This window comes from Massilia aurea (assembly GCF_024753205.1).
GTDB lineage: Bacteria > Pseudomonadota > Gammaproteobacteria > Burkholderiales > Burkholderiaceae_D > Telluria > Telluria aurea.
This window is the reverse complement of the sequence record NZ_JANUGZ010000001.1, coordinates 1,280,613-1,303,929: the sequence shown is the minus strand read 5'-3', so window position 1 is coordinate 1,303,929 and position 23,317 is coordinate 1,280,613. Positions and strand designations below refer to the sequence as shown.

The window sequence follows — 23,317 nt, the reverse complement described above, 5'->3', positions numbered from 1 at the left end:
TGATGAGATAGGTAAAAACATGGCACGCACTGTCCAACTGAAGATTTACCGCTACGATCCGGACAAGGATTCGAAGCCTTACATGCAAGACGTTTCGGTCGAGCTGCAAGACACCGACAAGATGCTGCTGGACGTCCTGCAGCGCATCAAGGCCGATGTCGATGACTCGCTGGCGCTGCGCCGCTCGTGCCGTGAAGGCGTGTGCGGTTCGGACGCAATGAACATCAACGGCAAGAACGGCCTGGCCTGCACGACCAACCTGAACGAGCTGACCCAGCCAATCGTGCTGCGTCCTCTGCCAGGTCTGCCGGTGGTGCGCGACCTGATCGTCGACATGACCAACTTCTTCAAGCAGTATCACTCGGTCAAGCCGTACCTGATCAACGAGTCGATCCGGCCTGAGAAAGAGCGTTTGCAGTCGCCTGAAGAGCGCGAAGAGCTCGACGGTCTGTATGAGTGCATCCTGTGCGCCTGCTGCTCGACTTCGTGCCCATCGTTCTGGTGGAACCCGGACAAGTTCGTTGGTCCTGCCGGCCTGCTGCAAGCGTACCGCTTCATCGCCGACTCGCGCGACGAAGCGACCAACGATCGCCTGGACAACCTGGAAGATCCGTACCGCCTGTTCCGCTGCCACTCGATCATGAACTGTACGGATGTGTGCCCGAAGGGCCTCAATCCGAACAAGGCGATTGGCAAGATCAAGGAACTGCTGGTGCGTCGCGCAATTTAAGCGATGCAATGCGTGCGGCGCCGCAAAAGGCGTCGCACGCGTTCCGGTGTCCAGACGTGCGTCGAGCGTTGCGCTCGACGAATGTGTGCATTACCGTAAAAGTACCGTACTGCCGAATCACGGCAGCCGGAGTATGATGTCGAACCAACAACGGATTTTAATGTGATTACACATCAAGCCGATCCTGCCAACCGTTCGCGCCTGCGCTGGCGTGCACGTCGTGGCCTGCTCGAGAACGATCTGATCCTGACGCGCTTTCTCGACGCGCACGAACAGGAACTGACCGACGACGAGGTCGATGCGCTGACGCGCCTGCTTGATCTGGCTGACAACCCGTTGCTGGACCTGCTGCTGGGGCGCAATGAGCCCTCCGGCGAGCTCGACCTGCCGCACGTGCACGCCTTGCTGGCGAAGCTGCGGCTAGCGTAAGCGAACTATGGGCACCCGATTCGCCTACGCGGCACGTCGCGACGCCCCCCGGTTTCGTTTTATTTTGTAGACCCACTCCCACAAGAAGGAAGTGCCATGAACATCTCTGATACCAAAGCCACCCTGTCGTTCTCGGACGGCAGCCCGTCGATCGACATGCCGATCTACAAAGGCACCATCGGCCCGGACGTCGTCGACATCCGCAAGCTGTACGGCGCGACCGGCAAGTTCACGTACGATCCTGGCTTCATGTCGACCGCCGCCTGTAACTCGAGCATCACCTACATCGACGGTGACAAGGGCGAGCTGCTGTACCGCGGTTACCCGATCGAGCAACTGGCCGTCAACTGCGACTTCCTGGAAACCTGCTACCTGCTGCTGAACGGCGAACTGCCAAACGCAGAGCAAAAAGAAGTGTTCACCGACACCGTGACCAAGCACACGATGATCCATGAGCAGATGAACTTCTTCTTCCGTGGCTTCCGCCGTGACGCGCACCCGATGTCGGTGCTGGTCGGTACGGTCGGCGCGCTGGCGTCGTTCTACCACGACTCGCTGGACATCAACGATGCCAAGCAGCGCGAAATCTCGGCAATCCGCCTGATCGCCAAGCTGCCGACTCTGGTCGCAATGGCCTACAAGTACAACGTCGGCCAGCCGTTCGTGTACCCACGCAACGACCTGTCGTACAGCGCCAACTTCATGTACATGATGTTCGCCAACCCGTGCGAAGAGTACAAGGTCAACGACGTGCTGGTACGCGCCCTGGACCGCATCCTGATCCTGCACGCGGACCACGAGCAGAACGCATCGACCTCGACCGTCCGTCTGGCCGGTTCGTCGGGCGCCAACCCGTTCGCGTGTATCGCAGCCGGTATCGCCTGCCTGTGGGGCCCTGCCCACGGCGGCGCGAACGAAGCAGCTCTGAACATGCTGAAGGAAATCGGCAGCGTCGAGAACATCCCGGCCTTCATCGAGAAGGTCAAGGACAAGAACTCGGGCGTCAAGCTGATGGGCTTCGGTCACCGCGTGTACAAGAACTTCGACCCGCGTGCCAAGCTGATGCGCGAAACCTGCCACGAAGTGCTGGAAGAACTGGGCCTGCAGGACGACCCGCTGTTCAAGCTGGCCATGGAACTGGAGCGCATCGCCCTCGAAGACGAATACTTCGTGTCGCGCAAGCTGTATCCGAACGTCGACTTCTACTCGGGCATCGTGCAATCGGCACTGGGTATCCCGGTCACCATGTTCACCGGCATCTTCGCGATGGCCCGTACCATCGGCTGGATCGCGCAGTGGAACGAAATGATCGCCGATCCAGAGCAGAAGATTGGCCGTCCACGTCAGCTGTTCGTCGGCTCGCCGGCGCGTGACGTGCCGGAAATCGACAAGCGTTAATTCGCCCGTTCGATTGCTAAAAAAGCGGGCTGCGGCCCGCTTTTTTCATGGGCACATGCAGCGAAAATATTCGTTGGCCGACCCCTGGCGTTGCTGCTGAAGAGGTCTATACTGAGCTCATCAGTATAAATTGCCACTATGAAACATCACACGTTTTCCCGATCAGGCGAATCCCTTGGTGCACGCACGCTGGCGCGGCTGGGATTACTCCGCGCAGCCCATGGCCGAGCGGCTTGCGGCATCAGTTCGTAACGCCGCAGCCAGGCGCCGCCATCGTAGCGGCAAGCCGGCTCTTTCAATGCTGATCCTGGAGACTGAAATGAGTGATTCAATGGTTGTTTCGTGGCTGGACCTCGAGCGCCTCGAGCGTGTACTCGACCGGCTTTCGCCAGCGCAGGCCAGGGCGCGCGACGCGCTGCTGGGTGAACTCGAACATGCGCAACTGGTCGAGCCGTGGGAGATGCCGCTCGATGTCGTGACCATGAATTCGCGCGTGCGCTTTCGTGTGGCCGGCGCCAGCGAAGAAGAAACGATGACGCTGAGTTACCCCAACGATATGCAGGACACCGCCGAACGCTTATCGGTGCTCACGCCGGCCGGCATGGCGCTCCTGGGTGTTCGCGTGGGCGGGCGGATGTCGTGGCAGCAGCCGGACGGCCCGCATGAGGCCACGGTGCTCGGCATCGAGCATCAACCCGAACCGGCGAAGCGGTAGTGCCACGGCCTGTCGCGTGCATGTGTAGAATGTTTTCCTCATGATCGTCATCGAGGGAACCACCATGCAACGCTTTTTCGCCGCCTGCTTCCTGTGCCTTTCCTTGTCGCTGGGCCTGGGCGGCGCCGCGCACGCCGCCACCGATCCCACCCTCACGCGCGAAGTCAACGCCTTCGTCGACGGCTGGCACGATGATGCCGCCAACGCACGCACGGCGTACTTCGACAAGATCGCCAGGGATGGCGTGTATATCGGCACCGACCGCACCGAGCTGTGGACGCGCGACGCCTTCAAGGCGTGGGCGAAGAAATATTTTGATGCCAAGTCGGCCTGGACCTTCAAGGCCACGCGCCGCAATGTCTATGCGTCGGCTGACAAATCGCTGATCTGGTTCGACGAGCTGCTCGATACGAAGAACATGGGGCCGGCGATGGCCAGTGGCGTGCTGCGCAAGACCAAGTCGGGCTTCGAGATTGTCCACTACCAGCTCTCGATGGCAGTGCCCAATGCCGTCAACGGCCAGGTCGCCGGCATTATCGCTGGACACGAAAAGCAACCGAAGAAATAAGCAGCCGGCAGTGAGCAATCCTTACATCGGCCGCTTTGCGCCGTCGCCTTCCGGGCCGCTGCATGCCGGTTCGCTGGTCGCGGCCATGGCCAGCTACCTCGATGCGCGATGGCACAGGGGCACCTGGCTGATCCGCATCGAAGACATCGACGAAGGCCGCAGCGTGCCTGGCGCGGCCGAAGGCATCCTGCAATTGCTGGCCGCGCTGGGGATGGCGCACGATGGCGAGATCGTCTGGCAAAGCCGGCGCAAACATTTGTATGAAGCCGCTGCCGCGCGCATCGGGCACGATACGTATCCGTGCGGCTGCAACCGGCGCGAAATCGCCGATTCACGCATCGGCGTGGCGCCTGACGGCAGCGCCATCTATCCCGGCACCTGCCGCCATGGCCTCGGCCCGGGCCGCACGATGCGCAGCCTGCGCGTACGCGTGCCGGTGGCGGGCGAGGATACCATCACCTTTGTTGACCGTTTTGCCGGCTCCGTCACGCAGCATCTGGCCCGTGATGCCGGCGACTTCGTGCTGAAACGCGCGGACGGTTTCTGGGCCTATCAACTGGCCGTCGTGGTGGATGATATCGAGCAGGGCGTGACCGACATCGTGCGCGGCGCAGATCTGCTCGACTCGACGCCACGCCAGATCCATCTGCAGCGGCTGCTCGGTGCACCGACGCCGCGCTACCTGCACGTGCCGGTGGTTCGCAACAGTAATGGGGAAAAATTGTCGAAGCAGACGGGCGCACTTGCCGTCACGGCAGGCGATGCGCCTGCCGCAATCAGCGTGCTGATGGAGACTGCGGCGTTTCTGGGGCTTGTGCTCGACGGGCCAGCGCCAGATTCGATCGAGGCATTCTGGCGCGCCGCGATTCCCGCCTGGGGGCAGCTGCTGGCGGAGCGCGCCGCAGAAAGCTGATCTACTGCGGATTCTGCATGATACTGATGGAGCCGTTTACCTCGAGGAACGCGCACTTCATCTTCGGACGCGGGCAGTCGGCGCCGCGCAGCGCTTCTTCGACATCGTCCTGCGACAAACGGCAACTTTTCATCACATCCTTGAAGAACACGCCATCGCGGCCAATCAATACGGGACTGCCCTCGACGAACGCCTCGAACTTGCGGCTGCGCGATGTCAGGAAAGCAATCAGCACGGTCAGCGCCACGAGCGTCGCAGCGATGACCAGCCCGCCGAGCAGTGATTCGTCGCCACCGGTCATCGAATTGGACACGGATTCGGACAGCAGCATTACCACCAGCAGGTCGAACGGCGTGAATTGCCCGACCGTACGGCGGCCTGCAATGCGCATCATGGCGAGCAGGGCGCAGTAGACGATCGCGCCGCGCGCGATCAGCTCCCACCAGGGTAGATCGAAGTCGAACATGGCGCCTCCAGAGGCATGAAATAGGCGCTGATTGTAATCAATCTGCCAACATCATGACGCCCGTCTGCGCCACACGCCGATTAGTGCCCGGCCAGCATGTCTTCAGCGCCGTCCTTGTCGTGGATGGCAAACCGGGTCATCAAGGTGGCGCTGGCCTCGTTCAAGCCATGCACGATCACCTGCGCACCGGCCCGGCGCAGTTTCAGCACGACCTTGTCGAGCGCGCCGATGGCGGTGATGTCCCAGAAATGCGCATCGCTCAGGTCGATGTGCACGGTCGCGCGCGTCGGGCTGTAGTCGAACGCATGGACGAGCTGGTCGGACGACACGAAGAACACATGGCCACTGACCAGGTAGTGGCGGACTTCGCCGCCGTCCTTGTCAGCCTCGACGCGCGAGGTGACGCCGAGCATCCGGCTGACCTTCTGCGCAAAGAACACGCCCGACAGCAGCACGCCGGCCAGCACGCCCTTGGCCAGGTCGTGCGTGGCCACGGTGACGACGACGGTGGCGAGCATGACGATGCTGGAGCTGGTCGGATGCGCGCGCAGGTTGCTGATCGAACTCCAGCTGAACGTGCCAATGGCCACCATGATCATCACGGCGACCAGCGCCGCCATCGGGATCTGGCGCACCCAGTCGCCCAGGAACACGACCATGAGCAGCAGCACGACGCCCGCCATCAGTGTCGACAGGCGGGTGCGTCCGCCAGACTTGATGTTGATCACCGATTGGCCAATCATCGCGCAGCCGGCCATGCCGCCGATGAAGCCGGTGGCAATGTTGGCGATGCCCTGGCCGACACATTCACGGTTCTTGTCGCTGCGGGTATCGGTCAGGTCGTCGACGATCGTGGCGGTCATCAGCGATTCGAGCAGGCCCACGAGCATCAGCGTGGCCGAGTACGGCAAGATGATCTGCAGGGTCTCGAGATTGAACGGCACGTTCGGGATCAGGAACGACGGCAGGCTGTCCGGCAGCTCGCCCATGTCGCCGACGGTGCGGATGTCCAGGCCCAGCGCGATGGACGCGCCGGTCATCACGACAATCGCGACCAGCGGCGACGGCACGGCGCGCGTCAGGTACGGCAAGCCGTAGATGATGGCCAGCGCGGCCGCGGTGACAGCGTACACGTGCCACGTGACGTTCGTCAGTTCAGGTAACTGCGCGAGGAAAATCAGGATCGCCAGGGCGTTGACGAAGCCCGTGATCACCGAGCGCGAGACGAAGCGCATCAGCCGGCCGAGCTTGATCCAGCCGGCGATGATCTGCAGCACGCCGGTCAGGATGGTGGCGGCCAGCAGGTAATCGAGGCCGTGCTCCTTGACGAGCGAGACCATGATCAGCGCCATGGCGCCGGTGGCAGCGGAAATCATGCCCGGCCGCCCGCCGAAAAAGGCGATCAGTGTCGCGATCGAGAACGACGCATACAGGCCGACCTTCGGGTCGACGCCGGCAATGATGGAAAACGCGATGGCCTCGGGGATGAGGGCGAGAGCGACGACGATACCTGCAAGCAGGTCGCCACGGACGTTGGAGAACCAGTCGTGGCGGATGTGTTGAAATACCATGAGGATACCTTCCCGGGCTGTAACAGCCGAGTGCAAGAAATGGGAGCGCCATGCACGAAGCAGGGCGCAGCAAGACGAACGACAACGCACCGGCGTCGTGATGACGGCGGTGCATGGTCGTGCAATGGGGGAAGGGGTATTACGGGGGTGTTACTGAGCAGAAATAACCACGTGGCAGTCCGCATCCCGGGAAGGATGCCGCGGCCAGCCGCATAACGCGACGCGTGCTGTGAGCACGTTGGGCGCGGCGGAGCTGGGTGGCGGGGAGGGACAATACGGTCATAGCCAGCTATTTTGCACCGCAACATAACATCGGTCAAGTCGCATGCTGCGGTGCGTCCGGTTACCTTGCTACCGGTTTGACGGCAGGTCCATCAGCCGGTGTGGGCGCCGGAGCGTCGGGCATCCCGGCGACTGGCGGTGGTGGCGGCGGCGGTGCGATCCGTTTGGCATGCGCCGGTGGCGCTGGTGGTACCGGCATGTCCTTCAGGGCGCGAGCACCCCGTGCTGGTGGTGGTGGCGGCGGCGGCGCGCCAAGCGGCGGTGCCGGCGGCGCCACTGGTGCCATTGCACCCACTGGCGGTGCCGGTGGCGCAGGCGGCGGCGGTGGTGGCGGCGCGCATTTGCTGCTGGCGCCACGGCAGTCGGGTTGTTCGGCGGCGTGCGCCAGGCTGGCCGACAGCGGCAGGGTGATGGCAAGGCCGAGGGCCAGGCTGGATCGGATGATGCGGTTCATGGTGTTCTCCTTGGTGGGCATGAAACACATCCTGCGCCCACAATGTGGAGAAATCATGGAGATGCCCGAGGGCGTGTGCACGCCATGAAAAATTCCTGGAAGCAAATTGTGCACTCGTCGTTTACTAAACGGCACTAAACTTCACGCAAACCGCCAAAGTTTGTTGAGGCTTCACACACTACTTGTATAAATTTGCGGTACCGGTTTGCACGACCCCTGCGATATGCAGACGAGATGCCCGCCGTTTAGTAAATCTGCGACAGGCTGGCAGGCGACACCTTGAGAACGTGTCGCGCTGGCGATGACATCGGGACGCTTCACGTTGCGATGCGCAAAGGCTGCCGGTTGACGGCCGCCGAAACCAGCTGCCGCCATAAAAGATAGCCCATACAGGGCACGACCAGGAGACACACATGCATTCACACACCCACCGCGCTTCACGGCAGCGCTGCAGCGTCACGCCCATCGCCATGGCCGTCAGCCTCGCGCTGCTGTCGCTGTCGACCGTTCACGCCCAGACCATGCCGGCCGACCAGCCGGCCCAGCCGCCGGCCGCACAGCCAGGCGCAACCCAAACGGTCCCGGCCGCAACCGCAGTTGCAACTGCAGCCACCGAGGCGCCGTCCGCCGACCAGCCTGCCGCTGCCAGCCCGTCGACGGTGGTGGTGACGGGCTTCCGCTACTCCATCGAGAAAAGCCTCGACCAGAAGCGTGAAGCCAATTCCATCGTCGAGGTGGTGACCGCCGAAGACGTGGGCAAATTCCCGGACAAGAACGTGGCCGATGCGCTCCAGCGCGTGCCAGGTGTGGTCGTCACCCGCAGTGGCGGCGAAGGCAAGAACGTCAGCGTGCGCGGCCTGTCGTCCGACCTGACCCTGACCCAGCTGAACGGCAACTACGTCGCCACTGCCGAATCGAATGGCGATCCGTCGCGCTCGTTCAACTACATGCTGATGCCGTCGAACATGCTGGCCAGCGCCGAGCTGTACAAGACGTCCGAAGCGCGCTTCGACGAAGGCGGCATCGGCGGCACGGTGATCCTGCGCACGCGCCGGCCGCTCGACGTCAAGTCGGGCACAGGCTTCGTCAACGCCGAAGGCACCTGGGCCGATACCACCAAGAAGACTGACCCGCAGTTCTCCGGCCAGTACGCGTGGCACGACGAGAGCAACCGCTTCGGCGTGCTGGTCGGCTACACCCAGCAAAAGCGCACCACGCGCACGATGGGCGCGAGCACCGAAAACTGGCAATGGTATGCCGACGACTACAAGGCGCAGCCGCCGGTGGGCGCCGATGGCCAGCCATCGAAACTCAATTCGTTCTGGTGGGGCCAGTCGGGCTTCTACGATCAGTCGGGCAAGTACTACACCAAGTTCGCGATGCCGACCGCGGTCGCGCTGGATGTGCGCACCACCGAGCGCGAGCGCAAGGGCGGGCAGGTCACGCTGCAGTTCAAGCCGCTGCGCAACCTGAACATGACGGCCAACTACTTCCGCTTCGACCTGCAGCAGAATTCGCAGCTGAACCAGCTGAAGGTCCCGGAATGGAATATCGCGCGCTACGACGGCGATGGCAACTGGCCGGGCGGGCGCCTGCTCGACGGCCTCACGTTCGACCCGAGCGGCACCGTCGTCACCGGCGCGCAGTACAGCGCGCGCCCGGGCAAGGCGTACTACTGCAACAGCGCGCAGGCTGGCGCTGCCGGCTTGACCAACACCGGCGGCTTCGGCCCGGACGATTGCACGATCCCGACCCCGCAGATCGCCGGCGGCTACAGCCGCGAGAAGGCGCTGTCGCAGACGGCCGACTTCGAAGTCGAATGGAAGGGCGAGTCCGTCGACGCCACCTTCAAGGCTGGCCGCACCTGGGCCGAGGGCGGCCCGGAACTGCAATTCGGCATGCCGATCAAGCCGCGCCGCCAGAATGCCGACGGCAGCTGGTCGCTCGGTAACACGGCCACGTCGTGGGATGTGAGCGGCAAGCCAACGATGACGTTTGCGCCGGAACTGATGCAGAACCTGCGCAACGGCATCGGCGAGATCGACCTGGGCTCGACCTCGTCGTCCTGGACCCGCAATAGCACCGAGCAGAACTACGCACAGGCCGACCTGACCTGGCACGCCGACAGCAACTGGCTGGACTCTGTCCAGTTCGGCGCCAAGTACCGCGATGGTGGCACCAGCCGCAGCACCGGCAACAACTACTGGGTCTGCAAGGGCGCGAACCCGGCCGACTACGACAGCCGCTACCAGAACGGCTGCGACGCATCGGCCAACCAGTTCCGTCCTGAATTTTTGTACGACGAATCGCTGGGCAACCTGACGGGCGGCCTGAAAGCCAGCGCTTTCCCCGGCATCAACTATCCAGCCTATATCTCGTACCTGAACCAGACGTATGGCGAGATGCAGACCCGCAACGAAGAAAACTTCATCTACAACGTGGATGAAAAGATCACGTCGATGTACTTGCAGGGCAATTTCAAGACCGACCGCCTGCGTGGCAACCTGGGTGTGCGCGTCGTGCGCACCCGCCAGCATGCCGATTCGACCGACAAGGTCGACTACTACAACGACTACTTCTTCGACGGTCCTGACGGCACGCCGGCGCCATGCCTGGCCGGTGGCTTGCCAGCCGCTGGCGCGCCTGCCGGCTCGGGTTGCACGAGTGGCTTCACGGTCGTGCCGGACAGCGAAACCAATCCGGCCACCGGCCACGTGTCGACCTATGTGGTCAGTTCGCTCGACCGCACCTACACCGACGTGCTGCCAAGCCTGAACGTTGCGTATGACCTGACCGACACGCTGCTGCTGCGCGGCGCCGCTTCGAAAGTCGTGGCACGCCCGAGCTACAACGATATCGGCGCGCCGGGCGCCCTGAGCAACTACAGCCAGGAATACGTCAACGATCGCCGCCTGATCGGCGGGGGCGACCGCCAGGGCTGGTTCGGTTCGGGCAGCAACAAGGATCTGGAGCCATACCAGGCCACGCAGTACGACCTGGGCCTGGAGTGGTACTTCCACCGCGGCTCGGTGCTCGGCGCAGGCATCTTCCGCAAGAACGTCAAGAACTTCGCGGTGCCGGTCGTGCGTGACGTCAACCTGAACCTCGGTGGCGAGGCGATCGCGGTGCAGAACTACGCGACCAGTGCCGGCGGGCGCAACGCGGTGTCGAAAGGCATCGAGTTGTACGGCCAGCACACGTTCGACAACGGCATCGGCTTCCAGGTCAACTACACGTACAACAAGACCAACCAGGCCGCGATCACGCTGGCCGACGGCACCGAGATCGGCACCTCGCCGCTCGTGGGCAGCGCCAAGAACCAGGCCAACGTGACGGTGTTCTACTCGACCGACCGGCTCATGCTGCGCGCGTCGTATAACCGCCGCGGCCTGGTGGTCAACGGCCTGATGAACGGCTTGAACGTGTATGAGGCGCCGTACAGCCAGGTCGACCTGAACGCGTCGTACAACTTCACGCCGCAGCTGAGCCTGACCGCATCGGTGCTGAACGCCACCGAGGAAGAGTCGCACTCGTACCTGGGCAACGACACCAAGTCGCGCTTCTACAGCAACAACTACGCCGGCCGTGTGGCGTATATGGGCCTGAACTACAAGTTCTAGTCCGTATCGATGCTCGCCGGGGTCACGCGTTCAACGGACCCCGGATTGCCTCACAATCAGGTTGGGTTGAACGCGTGGACGGCGTAGCCGTCCACCCTACCGCCTGCAGGACACGCGTCGAACGAACCCCGGGTTTGTCACACGCGTCCAACGACCCCGGGGTTTGCCACACGCGTCCAACGAACCCGGGATTTGCCGCACACGTAGGGTGGACGGGTTCCCCGTCCACGCGTCCAACGAACCCCGGGTTCGCCACACAATCAGGTTGGTTTGAACGCAGGACAGTGTCTCTTTTCCAGGATCACGCCATGAACGACCGGATCAACACGATCTCGACGGCCGGCGGCGGCTGGCGCGCGCTGTGCGCCGGCCTGCTTCTTTTCTTTTGCGCAGGCCTCGCCCTGGCCAACCCATCCGACAAGCTCGTCATCGACGGGGGCTGGCGCTTCCACCTGTTGCCGGGCGACGCACGCGAAGCGGCGCATCCCGACCTCATGCCATGGCGCGCCGCCACGGTGCCGGGCACCGTGCACACCGACTTGCTGGCCCACGGCCTGATTCCCGATCCGTATGTCGGCGCGCCCGAAGCGGGCCTGCAGTGGATCGGCCTGGCCGACTGGGAATACCGCACCGCCTTCGACGTGCCGCGCGCCGTGCTGCAACGCGCGCGCAGCGAGCTGGTATTCGCCGGGCTCGATACCTTTGCCGAAGTCTGGCTCAACGGCGTCAAACTGCTCGATGCGAACAATGCGTTTCGCACCTGGCGCGTGCCGGTGGCAGGCCGCCTGCGGGAACACGGCAACATCCTGCGCATCGTCTTCCGTTCGCCGATCAACACGATGCTGCCGCAGGTCGCCGCGATGCCGCACAAGATCGCCGGCAATTACGCGTCGCCATATGGCGATGAACCGAAAGACGTAATGAGCGCGAATTTCGTGCGCAAACCCGGCTATCACTATGGCTGGGACTGGGGCCCGCGCTACGTCACCGCAGGCATCGGCAAACCCGTCGTGCTGCACAGCTGGGATGCGGTGCGCATCGAGGACCTGCAGCTACGCCAGGACCGCGTCGACGCCACGCGCGCCGATGTTGCCGCCATCGCGTCGCTCGACGCGGTGCGCGCCGGGCGCTTCACGCTGCGCCTGTGGCAAACGGCGCCCGGCGGCCAGCGCACGCTCGCCGCCACGAAGCAGATTGACCTGCGCGCCGGCGCCAACCTCATTGAAATGCCGGTGCGGATCGACGATCCGCAGCGTTGGTTCCCGAACGGCTACGGCAAGCAGCCGCTGTACCGCTACCAGCTCGACATCAGCAATGGCAACAACATGCTTACCACGCACACTGCGCGCACGGGCCTGCGCAGCGTCGAACTGCGGCGCGACCGCGACGCCGCCGGCCAGGGCTTCTACTTCGTCATCAATGGCATTCCCGTGTTCGCCAAGGGCGCCAACACGATCCCGTTCGACATGTTCCAGCCGCGCGTGCGCCGCGAGCAATTGCGGCGCGTGCTGCAATCGGCGGCCGACGCCAATATGAACATGCTGCGCAGCTGGGGCGGCGGCTATTACGAAGACGAAGATTTCTACGACCTCGCCGATGAGCTGGGCCTGATGGTCTGGCAGGATTTCATGTTCGGCGGCGGGATGCAGCCGGCGTACGATCCGGCGTTTCGCGCGAATGTCGTCCACGAGGCACGCGACCAGGTGCGACGCCTGCGCAACCGCCCGAGCGTCGTGCTCTGGTGCGGCAATAACGAGCAGGAGATCGCCTGGAAAAACTGGGGCCACCGCAAGACGCTCGAGCGTGCCGATCCCGTGTTTGCCAGCCAGGTCTGGGACGGGTATGTCGCGCTGTTCGGCGTCGACCTGCGCCGCGTGGTCGCCGAAGAGGGCGGCGGCATCGGCTACTGGTCGAGCTCGCCCGGCAACGATTTGCAGGAGGCGGCCAACACGCCCGGCAGTGGCGACATGCACTACTGGGAAGTGTGGGGCAATCCGGCGCATCCGGTCTCCAATTACCTCGACATCACGCCGCGCTTCATGTCCGAGTACGGGCTGCAGGCCTGGCCCGTGCAGCGCACGATCGACGCGTTCGCGACGCGCACCGAGCAGGGCGTGGCCACGCCGGTCATCGAAGCGCACCAGAAATTCATGGCCGGCAAGGGCAATGAGCGCCTGATGAAGTATGTGCGGGAGCAGTTTGGCGAGCCGGTCGATTTTCCTGCGTTTGCCTACCTGAGCCAGGTGATGCAGGCCGACGGCATCGAGCTGGCCGCGCTGCACCATCGCCGCAGCCGGCCTCACACGATGGGCTCGCTGTACTGGCAGCTCAACGATGTGTGGCCGGGCGCGTCCTGGTCGAGCATCGACTGGTTCGGCCGGCCAAAGGCGCTGCAGTTTCATGCGCGTCGCTTCTTTGCACCGGTGGCCGTCGCGGCACTGCGCGACGCCCGCGGCGCCACACGCGTCAGCCTGCTGAACGACCGCACGCACGCCGTGCAGGGGACCTTGCGCACGCGCGTGATGTCGCTGGACGGCGCCGTGCTGCGTGACACAAGCCAGACCATTAACATTGCGCCGCTGTCGGCGCGCGACACGGGTGCGTATGCTGACGCCGACCTGCTGGCCGGCGCCGATCCGGCATCGACCGTCGCCGTATTCACGCTGCAGGTGGAGGGCGAGCCGGCATCGACCGGCGTCGTCTACTTCGTTCCGGCAAAGGACGTCGCCTGGCGCGACCCTGGCCTGCAGACGACCGTGCACCGCGATGGTAACGGCTACCGCATCGAGATCACGGCAGCGACACTGGCGCGCGGCGTCTGGCTCGATGCCGGCGACGTCGATGCGCAGTTCCACGACAATGCCCTGACCGTGCTGCCGGGCGAACCAGTCACCGTACGCGTGACGTCCACAGCCAGCGACAGCGTGCTGCGCGCCGCCCTCCATGTCCGTTCGCTGCGTGATGCCATGCGCGCGACCAACCCAACTTCCTGGAAGATCACCCCATGAACAAGACCCACACCATCGGCGCCGCCGTGGCCATGCTGCTGGCCAGCATGGCCAATGCCGCCGAACCCCGCACTGCGAACGGTTTTGCCACGTCGTTCGAAGCAAACGAACCCCTTCCTGCCATCGGCACGGGCGAAGGCATCCGTGTCACGCCGGGCAGTGGCCCTGACAAACCGTATGCGGCCAAGGCGAAGACCGGCTACACGGGCCTGCGCGCGCTGCAATATCGCGCGGACGGCAAGGGCGGACGCTTGCCGCTGTTCGCGGTCGATCTGGCGATCAAGGCCGACACGGTCCTGTCGTGGAAGGTGCTGCCCGAGATCGTCGACGGCGACATCGCCACGTCCACCGGCGTGGCGCTGGACGTGGTGCTGGATGATGGCCGCCGCATTTCGAGCCTGGACCTGCGCGACAACCACGGGGTGCGCATCGACGCAGCGGCGCAGGCCAGGTCGAATACCCTGTATCCGCAGCAGTGGGCGCACAAGTCGGTGCGCCTGGGCAGCCTGGCGGGCCGCCGCATCAAATCGATCGAGCTGGCGCTGCAACCCAGCGCGGCTGCCGGCGCCAGCGGCTGGCTCGATGACATCGTCATCGGGGAGCAGACCCGCGCCGAAGCCAAGCGTCCAACGGATCACGTGCTGACCACGCGCGGCACCCAGGCCAACGGCACCTTCTCGCGCGGGAACAATATCCCGGCCACGGCGATGCCGCACGGTTTCAACTTCTGGACGCCCGCCACCGACGCCAGCACCCTGAGCTGGCTGTATCGCTGGAACGAGCAGAACGACGAAAACAACCGCCCGCGCCTGCAAGCGCTGTCGCTGAGCCACCAGCCCAGCCCCTGGATGGGCGACCGCCAAACCTTCCAGATCATGCCGTCGAACGCGATGGGTCAACCCGATCCCGACCGCAAGCGTCGCGCGCTGTCGTTCTCGCACGAGAACGAAGTGGCGCGTGCGCACACGTATCGCGTGGATTTCGACAACGGCATCCGCGCCGAGATTGCGCCAAGCGAGCGGGCGGCGATCTTCCGCTTCCGCTTCCCGCAAGGGGGCGACGCCAACCTGCTGTTCGATAACGTCGATGCACGCGGCGGCCTGCGTCTGGATGCAGCCACGCAGACGCTGCGCGGCTACACCGACACGCGCAGCGGCCTGTCGAACGGCGCGACGCGCATGTTCGTGTTCGCCCGCTTCGACCAGCGCTGGCAGGCCAGCGGCCCCCTTGAGACGGGCCGTCCGACCGGCTACATCAAGTTCAAGGCCGACGGCGGCGAAGTGAGCATGCGTATCGCCACCTCGCTGATCTCGGTCGAGCAGGCGCAAAAGAATCTCGCGCTGGAAATCGGCGACGCCGGCTTCGACACCGTGCGCGATCGCGCGCAGGCGGCGTGGGACAAGGAACTGGGCCGGGTGAAGGTCGATGGCGCCAGCGACGACCAGCTGACCACGGTCTACTCGAACCTGTACCGCCTGTTCCTGTACCCGAACGTCGGCCACGAAAACGTCGGCAGCGCGCAGCAACCCGACTGGCGCCACGCCGACCAGAGCGGCTGGTCGCAGGCCAAGACCGGGGGCGACGACGACAAGACCTCTGCACCGGTCGTTGCTGGCAAGGTGTATGTCAATAACGGCTTCTGGGACACCTTCCGCACCACCTGGCCCGCTTACGCGCTACTGGCGCCAACCCGCGCCGGCGAGATGGTCGATGGCTTCCTGCAGCAGTACCGCGACGGCGGCTGGGTGGCACGCTGGTCGTCGCCCGGCTACGCTGACCTGATGGTCGGCACCAGTTCCGACGTCGCTTTCGCCGACGCCTGGCTCAAGGGCGTGCGCGGCTTCGATGCGCACCAGGCCTATGAGGCGGCGCTGAAGAATGCGACGGTGGTGCCGCCCGTGTCGAACGTCGGGCGCAAGGGCCCGGGCAAGTCGATGTACCGCGGCTATGCCGATGCGTCGGTCCATGAAGGCATGTCGTGGACGCTCGAAGGCGCACTGAACGACTTCGGCCTGGCGCAGATGGCGACCGCGCTGGCCGGCGGGGAGGGTGACACGGCGCGTGGCCGCCGCTACCGCGAAGAAGCCGCCTACTTCGGCGCGCGCGCCACCGATTACATCCATTTGTACGACCCGGCCACGGGGTTCTTCCGCGGCCGTGACGCCAAGGGCGCGTGGCGCGAGCCGGCCAAGGCGTTCGACCCGCGCCGCTGGGGTGGCGACTACACCGAAGCCAATGCCTGGAACTTCGCGTTCACCGTGCCGCACGACGTCGAAGGACTGGCGGGCCTGATGGGCGGGCGCGCGGCGCTGGGCAAGCGGCTCGACACCTTCTTCGCCACGCCGGAGACGGCGCAGGCAGCGTTCTCGGGCAGCTACCGCCAGGTGATTCACGAAATGACGGAAGCGCGCGACGTGCGCATGGGGATGTACGCGCACAGCAACCAGCCGTCGCACCACATCCCATGGATGTATGCGGCCGCCGGCCAGCCTGCCAAGACGCAGAAGATCACGCGCGACATCCTGGCGCGCCTGTACCTGGGCAGCGAGATCGGGCAGGGCTATGCGGGGGACGAAGACAATGGCGAGATGTCGGCCTGGTACACCTTCGCGATGATGGGCCTGTATCCGCTGCGGATGGGGTCACCCGAATACGTGATCGGCTCGCCGGCGTTCGCGCGCACCGACGTGCGCCTGGAAAACGGCCGCACGCTGTCCGTGATCGCGCATAACAACAGCCCGGAGAACGTCTACGTGCAGTCGCTCACCGTCAATGGCAAGCCATGGACCAAACCATGGATCCGCCACGACGACATCGCTGGCGGCGCGACGCTGGAATTCACGATGGGCAGCACGCCATCGACCTGGGGCACCGGGGCAGGTGACTTGCCGGCGTCGCTGACGCCAACGGGCAAGCGTCCCGCAGGCCTGATCGACCGCAGCAAAGGCGCCACGCTGACACTGGACGGCAAGCGCGCGCCCGCGTCGCTGACCGACGACGATGCAGCAACGGCGGTGGACGTACTGGCAGCAGCCAACATCGGTATCACGCTGGCAAAGAGCGCCCGCATCAGCCACTACACGCTCACCGGCGGCAAGGCGCCGCTGGGCAAGGTGTCGTGGACGCTGGAGGGCCGGGACGCCAAGGGTGGCTGGGTGGCGCTGGACACGCGCGAGAACGAAGTCTTTGCCTGGGAGCGTCAGCTGCGGCCATTCGGCATCGCCAAGCCAGGCGTGTACAAAGCGTACCGCTTGCGCTTTGCGCAGGGTGCCGCATTCGAGCTGGCCGAAGTGGAGCTGCTCGAGGCGCGGTAAACACACCGCACTCTGGGGCGCTGCTTGTTTACTAAAACGCGCTAAAACACGGGCAGTTTAGTCTGCCCGCGTTGACGCCCCGGAGGCGCGGCTGTTATAAAACGCACTGGAACAACGCGCGCCGGATGCCATCCGGACGACGCAAAAAACGCCCACAGAGGCGTTTATTAAACCAACGATTGGAGACCGATCATGTCCATGATCACGATGCCCGGTATGCCGGAGGCGCGCCCGTGAGCCAGGTCACGCTGCGCCATATCGCCAGCGCCACCGGGCTGTCCATTGGCACCGTCTCGCGCGCGCTGAAGAACCAGGGCGGCATGACGGAGGCCACGCGTACGGCCGTGCGCGATGCCGCGCTGCGGCTGGGTTACGACTTTTCGCTGCTCAAGAAAGGCCGGATCCGCCGCATCGCGTTCCTGCTGCACAGCCAGCACAACACTCTCACGTCCAGCCCCTTCTTCACGCCCGTGCTGCACGGGGCCGAGGAAGCGTGCCGGCGCGAGGGGATCGCGCTGTCGCTGATCGTCGTCGGGCCGGCCGAGCCCGTACTGGAGCAGATCCGCCTGCACCAGCCTGACGCGATCCTGTGCGCCGGCTTTTTTGAGCCGGAAATCCTCACGGCCCTGCAGCAGACCGGCAAGCCGATGGTGCTGGTCGACATGCACCGGCGCGGTTTCACGTCGATCAACCCGGACAATATCAGCGGCGGCTACCTCGCCACGCAGCACCTGCTGCGCGTCGGGCGCAAGCGCATCGCGATGCTGTCGGGGTCCCTGGCCCACTACAGCATCGGGCAGCGCAACCGCGGTTTCCGCCAGGCGCTGTTCGACGCGAAGATGCATGCCGATCCAAACCTCGAAGTGAGCGTGCCCACCATGGGCGAGGGCGACGACGGCGTGATCGAGGCGATGCGCAGCCTGCTGGCGCTGCCGAAGCGGCCCGACGCGCTGTTCTGCTACAACGACAGCACGGCGCTGGTCGCGATGAAGTACTGCCTGGGCGAGGGGCTCAAGATTCCCTACGACCTCGCCATCGTCGGCTTCGACGACATCGCCGCGGCGGCTGCCGCCATCCCGCCACTGAGCACCGTGCGCGTAGACAAGGAAGCGCTGGGCCGCGCAGGCGTCGATGCGCTGCTCGCCAAGCCCGAGCTTCAACAAACCAACTCTCAACAGCCCGGCTTCCAGCAGAGCGACGTGGACGCCACCCAGATAACCCTGCCAGTCGAGATGATCGTGCGCGAGAGCAGCTACGACGACTAGCGTACAACCACCAGCCCCCACCATGACCACGTTCCCGAACTTTCGCAGCCCGGACCAGCTGCTCGACCACGCACGCCACACGATGCGTTTCTACCACCCGCGCGCGATCGATCCCGCCGGCGGCATGTTCCACTATTTCAAGGATGACGGCGCCGTCTACGACCCGCGCCACCGCCACCTGGTAAGCAGCACGCGCTTCGTGTTCACCTACGCGATGGCGTACCGTCAGTTTGGCGACGCAGCCTACCTGGACGGCCTGCAGCATGCGGTGCGCTTCCTGCGCGATGCGCACCGCGCACCGGACGGCAGCGGCTACGCGTGGATGCTGGACGGGCGCGAGGTCGAAGACGGCACCCAGCATGCCTATGGCCAGGCCTTCGTGCTGCTGGCGTATTCGCATGCGACGATGGCGGGGCTGGAAGAGACGCGCGCCTGGATCGGCGAGACGTTCGACCTGATGGAAGCGCGTTTCTGGAATGCGGCCGATGGCCTGTACGCCGACGAGGCGAGCCACGATTGGAGCACGCTGTCGACCTACCGCGGCCAGAACGCCAACATGCATGCGGTTGAAGCACTGCTGGCGGCGCATCAAGCGACGGGCGAAGCACGCTACCTCGAGCGCGCCTATCTGGTGGCCAGCAACATCACGCAGCGCCAGGCCGCGCGCTGCGGTGGCCTGATCTGGGAACACTACGACGAACAGTGGCAGCCAGACTGGAAGTTCAACATCGACGACCCGGAAAACCTGTTCCGCCCGTGGGGCTACCAGCCCGGCCATTTCACCGAATGGGCCAAGCTGCTCGTGCAGCTCGAAGCGCGCGCCCCGGGCGTTCTGACGGATGACCTGAGCTGGCTGCTGCCGACCGCCGAGCGCCTGTTCAAGGTCGCGGTGGAGAAGGGCTGGGACAACGAGTTCGGCGGCGTGGCCTATTCGCTCGCGCCTGACCTGACCGTCTGCGACAGCCACAAGTACTTCTGGGTGCAGGCCGAAAGCGCCGCCGCCGCGGCGCTCTTGGCCACGCGCACCGGCAACGACGCCTACTGGACCTGGTACGAACGACTGTGGCAATACAGCTGGAGCCACTTCGTCGACCACGAGCACGGCGCCTGGTACCGCATCCTGGACCGCGAGAACCGCAAGCTCAGTGACGAGAAAAGCCCGGCCGGCAAGGTCGATTACCACACGATGGGCGCCGTCTACGACATCGTCGCCGCGATGAAAGGAAACCGTCATGGTTGATGCGCCGTTCATGCTGTGCGCCGGCGAGGCGCTGACCGACATGATCCACCAGGGCGACGAACGCTGGGTCAGCCGCGTGGGCGGCTCGACCTGGAACGTGGCGCGTGCGCTGGCGGTGCTGGGCGAGCCGACGGCATTTGCCGGCGCGATCAGCCGCGACCGTTTTGGCGACGCGCTGTGGGCCGCCAGCGAAGCGGCCGGCCTGGACCTGCGCCTGCTGCAGCGCGTGGACCGCGCGCCGCTGCTGGCCGTGGTCGAGGGCGGCGAGCCGCCGCGCTACTTCTTCATCGGCGACGACAGCGCCGACCTGCATTTCGATCCGGCCGCGCTGCCGGCGGGCGCCTTCGACGGCCTGCGCTGGGCGCACTTCGGCGGCATCAGCCTGGCGCGCGAGCCGCTGGCTGCCACGCTGGTGGCGCTGGCGCGCACGCTGAAAGAGCGCGGCGTGTCGATCAGCTTCGATCCGAACTACCGCAACCTGATGGATGCGCGCTACACGCCGACGCTCGAAGCGATGGCTTCGCTGGCCGACCTGATCAAGGTATCGGACGACGACCTGCGCGGCCTGTTCCCCGGCCTGGGGCTGGACGATGCCCTGGCGCGCCTGCGCGCGTTCAACCCGGCCGCCTACTGCCTGCTCACGCGCGGCGGCCAGGGCGCGAGCCTGTTCCATGGCGACGAGCGCTGCCACGCATTGGCGCCGAAAGTGGCGGTCGTGGATACAGTCGGCGCGGGCGACGCCAGCGCCGCTGGCCTGTTGCAAAGCCTTGCGCGCCATCCGCAGCGCCCCTTGCAGGCGCACCTGCACGCCGCACTGGCGGCCGGCTCCGCCGCCTGCCTGCAGGCCGGCGCCACCCCACCGCCACCGGCGGCCATGCACCAACTGTTCGAACTGCTCGAAGGAGAAGCATCGTGATGCCGCATTTCCGTACCCGTTTCAGTGTCCCCACGCTGGTGCTGGCCTGCCTGCTGCCCCTGGGCGCACAGGTCGCGCTGGCGGCCGACAGCATGCCGGTCAACACCTTCATCGGCACCCAGGATGAAGGCAATACCTTCCCCGGCGCCTCCGCACCATTCGGCATGATCCAGGTCAGCCCGATCGCCGACCACTACGCCGGCTACCGCTACAGCGACAAGCGGATCCGCGGCTTTGGCCACTCGTTCCTGTCCGGCGCCGGCTGCTGGGAGCAGGGCGGGCAGCTGTCGGTGCTGCCGGTCACCGGCACCATCGGCCCGGGCGGGGATTTCGACACCGCCAAGAAAGGCACGTTCGACCACAAGCGCTACGCCGCCGACTACACGCATGACGGCGAAATCGGCCAGGCCGGCTACTACAAGGTCAAGCTGACCAGCTACGGCGGCATCACGGCCGAAGCGACCGCGCTGACCCGCGCCGCCGCCGAACGCTATACCTATGCGCCGGGCACCAAGACCGGCCACGTGCTGCTCAACGTGGCCCAGGCCAACGAGCGCCATGGCGTCATCGGCAGCGAAGTGCAGGTCGTCGGCGAGCGCGCCGTCGAAGGCAAGATCGTCACCCGCAGTTTCTGCGGCGGCGCCAAGTACACGACCTGGTTCCGCATGGAGTTCGACCAGCCGATCGCCGCCAAGGGCGTCTGGGACGATCGCGGCGGCTGGCCCGGCGCTGCCGGTCCAAGCCAGCAGGGCGAAGCCAAGCCGCATGGCGTGTGGCTGACCTTTGACCTGAAGAACGGCCAGGCCGTCACTGCTGTGAGCGCGATCTCGCACGTCGACGCCGAAGGCGCGCGCATCAACCTCGCCGCCGACGGCAAGACCGGCGACAAGGCCTTGAGCTTCGACGCCATGAAGACAAAGGCGCAGGCCACCTGGCAGCGTGAACTCAAGAGCGTGCGCATCAAGGGCGGCAGCAAGGACGACCGCACCGTGTTCTACACGGCGCTGTATCACGCGCTGCTGCAACCGCTGACGGGCAACGACGCCGATGGCCGCTATCGCGGCTACGACGATGCGATTCATACCGCAAAAGACTGGACCTACTACGAATTCTTCTCGCTGTGGGACACCTACCGCGCGCAGAACCAGTTGCTGGCGCTGATCCGGCCCGAGCGCGCGCGCGATATCGCGACCTCGGTGCTGGCGATCCGCGACCAGGGCGGCTGGCTGCCACGCTGGGGCTATGCCAACTTCGAGACCAATATCATGACGGGCGATCCGGTCACGCCGTTCCTCGTCGATCTGTGGCGCTTCGGCGCGCTGAAGGGCCGCGAAGCCCAGGCTTACACGGCGCTGCGCGAGAACGCATTTGGCGTGCCGGCCCACGGCATCCGTCCACAAGGCCGCTCGGGTAATCCGAACTACATGAAGCAGGGCTTCGTGCAGTACGACCGCAGTTTTGTGTCGAAAGGGATGGACACCGATCCGCACCACGGCGCCTCGGCGACGCTCGAATACGCTCTGGCCGATGGTGCGCTGGCCGAGATGGCCAAGGCGCTTGGCCACGAGGACGATGCCCGTGTGCTGGCGCAGCGCGCGCTGAACTGGAAAACGATCTGGGACACGAACGCGGTCGACGAACCGACCGGCCAGCGCGGCTTCCCGCGCCCACGCCTGATCGACGGCAGCTGGTTCGCCGATGTCGGCAGCGGGTTCGACCCGCGCGGCGACCATGGCTTCCATGAAGGCACGGCGTGGCAATACCAGTGGCTGGCGCCGCAGGACGTGCCGGGCCTGGCCGCAGCGATGGGTGGCCAGACGCCGGCCCTCGGCCGCCTCGACCAGTTCTTCGATTACGAGGCCGTGCTGGCCGACCCGAACGCCGTGCGCAAGTCGTGGGTGGTGGGGCCGTACAGCTACTACGCCCAATTCCGCTACAACCCGAACAACGAGCCGGACCTGCACGCACCGTGGATGTACACGCTGATGGGCCAGCCGTGGAAGACGACCACCGTGCTGCGTGCTGCCGAGACGCTGTTTACCAATGGGCCGGGCGGCGTGACGGGCAACGATGACCTGGGCACGATGTCGGCCTGGTACCTGTTCAGCGCACTGGGCATCTATCCGGACATGCCGGGCAGCGGCCGCTTCCTGCTGCACGCACCGCGCTTTGCCGGCGCCGAGATCGACCTGGCCCAGGGCCGCACGCTGCGCATCGACGCCGCGGGCGCCAAGCCCGGCCAGCGCGGTTTCGTCAAGTCGGTCAACTACGGTGGCCGTGCGGTCGAACGCGTCTGGCTCGACTGGGAGCAACTGCAGTCGGGCGGCGCGCTGAAGTACCAGCTGGCGCCGCAGCCGGATGCGCAGGGCTGGGGCACGCGTGCCCGCGACCTGCCACGGCCGCCCGCCGGCATGGCGCGCTAAGCACC

16 protein-coding genes are annotated in these 23,317 nt (G+C 65.2%); 13 read left to right on the top strand and 3 right to left on the bottom strand.

Annotated features, from left to right (window positions below; translation table 11 throughout):
- Positions 1–19: 19 nt before the first annotated feature.
- From NX775_RS05610 to gluQRS, 6 genes are all read left to right on the top strand, one after another.
- The gene (locus NX775_RS05610) at positions 20–730 is read left to right on the top strand and encodes a succinate dehydrogenase iron-sulfur subunit (protein WP_183555470.1); all 711 of its coding nucleotides are present in this window, start codon (positions 20–22) and stop codon (positions 728–730) included.
- Positions 731–892: 162 nt separating this feature from the next.
- A complete protein-coding gene (locus NX775_RS05605) occupies positions 893–1,159 on the top strand; it encodes an FAD assembly factor SdhE (RefSeq protein ID WP_183555469.1) in 267 nt (88 codons plus the stop codon).
- 96 nt (positions 1,160–1,255) lie between these two features.
- Positions 1,256–2,557: a citrate synthase gene (gene gltA, locus NX775_RS05600; protein ID WP_258835072.1), complete on the top strand. Its 1,302-nt coding sequence runs from the start codon at positions 1,256–1,258 to the stop codon at positions 2,555–2,557.
- Positions 2,558–2,876: 319 nt separating this feature from the next.
- A complete protein-coding gene (gene rnk / locus NX775_RS05595) occupies positions 2,877–3,272 on the top strand; it encodes a nucleoside diphosphate kinase regulator (protein WP_258835071.1) in 396 nt (131 codons plus the stop codon).
- A 64-nt stretch (positions 3,273–3,336) separates the two neighbouring features.
- Positions 3,337–3,840 (top strand): nuclear transport factor 2 family protein, encoded by a 504-nt coding sequence (locus tag NX775_RS05590; protein WP_258835070.1) that lies wholly within the window; start codon positions 3,337–3,339, stop codon positions 3,838–3,840.
- A gap of 10 nt (positions 3,841–3,850) precedes the next feature.
- Positions 3,851–4,753 carry a tRNA glutamyl-Q(34) synthetase GluQRS gene (gluQRS, locus tag NX775_RS05585; protein WP_258835069.1) on the top strand — a complete coding sequence of 301 codons (903 nt, stop codon included), beginning with the start codon at positions 3,851–3,853 and terminating at the stop codon, positions 4,751–4,753.
- Between the two features lies 1 nt (position 4,754).
- On the opposite strand, the gene NX775_RS05580 is transcribed toward gluQRS, so the two are convergent.
- The 3 genes from NX775_RS05580 to NX775_RS24040 all read right to left on the bottom strand — a co-directional run bounded on the left by NX775_RS05580 (position 4,755) and on the right by NX775_RS24040 (position 7,526).
- Positions 4,755–5,219, bottom strand: coding sequence for a DUF421 domain-containing protein (locus NX775_RS05580; protein WP_183555464.1), 465 nt, complete (start codon positions 5,217–5,219; stop codon positions 4,755–4,757).
- Positions 5,220–5,299: 80 nt separating this feature from the next.
- Positions 5,300–6,790: a SulP family inorganic anion transporter gene (locus tag NX775_RS05575; protein ID WP_258835068.1), complete on the bottom strand. Its 1,491-nt coding sequence runs from the start codon at positions 6,788–6,790 to the stop codon at positions 5,300–5,302.
- Between the two features lie 343 nt (positions 6,791–7,133).
- Positions 7,134–7,526 carry a hypothetical protein gene (locus NX775_RS24040; RefSeq protein ID WP_307732077.1) on the bottom strand — a complete coding sequence of 131 codons (393 nt, stop codon included), beginning with the start codon at positions 7,524–7,526 and terminating at the stop codon, positions 7,134–7,136.
- Between the two features lie 413 nt (positions 7,527–7,939).
- Between NX775_RS24040 and NX775_RS05565 the strand changes: the two genes are divergently transcribed.
- The 7 genes from NX775_RS05565 to NX775_RS05535 all read left to right on the top strand — a co-directional run bounded on the left by NX775_RS05565 (position 7,940) and on the right by NX775_RS05535 (position 23,312).
- A complete protein-coding gene (locus NX775_RS05565; protein WP_258835067.1) occupies positions 7,940–11,146 on the top strand; it encodes a TonB-dependent receptor in 3,207 nt (1,068 codons plus the stop codon).
- Between the two features lie 308 nt (positions 11,147–11,454).
- The gene (locus tag NX775_RS05560; RefSeq protein WP_258835066.1) at positions 11,455–14,154 is read left to right on the top strand and encodes a beta-mannosidase; all 2,700 of its coding nucleotides are present in this window, start codon (positions 11,455–11,457) and stop codon (positions 14,152–14,154) included.
- Positions 14,151–17,468: a GH92 family glycosyl hydrolase gene (locus NX775_RS05555; RefSeq protein ID WP_258835065.1), complete on the top strand. Its 3,318-nt coding sequence runs from the start codon at positions 14,151–14,153 to the stop codon at positions 17,466–17,468. The genes NX775_RS05560 and NX775_RS05555 overlap by 4 nt, the downstream gene beginning before the upstream one ends.
- A 233-nt stretch (positions 17,469–17,701) precedes the next feature.
- Positions 17,702–18,733, top strand: coding sequence for a LacI family DNA-binding transcriptional regulator (locus tag NX775_RS05550; RefSeq protein WP_258835064.1), 1,032 nt, complete (start codon positions 17,702–17,704; stop codon positions 18,731–18,733).
- 22 nt (positions 18,734–18,755) lie between these two features.
- Positions 18,756–19,973 carry an AGE family epimerase/isomerase gene (locus NX775_RS05545; RefSeq protein ID WP_258835063.1) on the top strand — a complete coding sequence of 406 codons (1,218 nt, stop codon included), beginning with the start codon at positions 18,756–18,758 and terminating at the stop codon, positions 19,971–19,973.
- A complete protein-coding gene (locus NX775_RS05540; protein WP_258835062.1) occupies positions 19,966–20,889 on the top strand; it encodes a carbohydrate kinase family protein in 924 nt (307 codons plus the stop codon). Before NX775_RS05545 ends, NX775_RS05540 begins: the two co-directional genes overlap by 8 nt.
- A complete protein-coding gene (locus tag NX775_RS05535; protein WP_258835117.1) occupies positions 20,889–23,312 on the top strand; it encodes a GH92 family glycosyl hydrolase in 2,424 nt (807 codons plus the stop codon). The genes NX775_RS05540 and NX775_RS05535 overlap by 1 nt, the downstream gene beginning before the upstream one ends.
- Positions 23,313–23,317 lie beyond the last annotated feature (5 nt).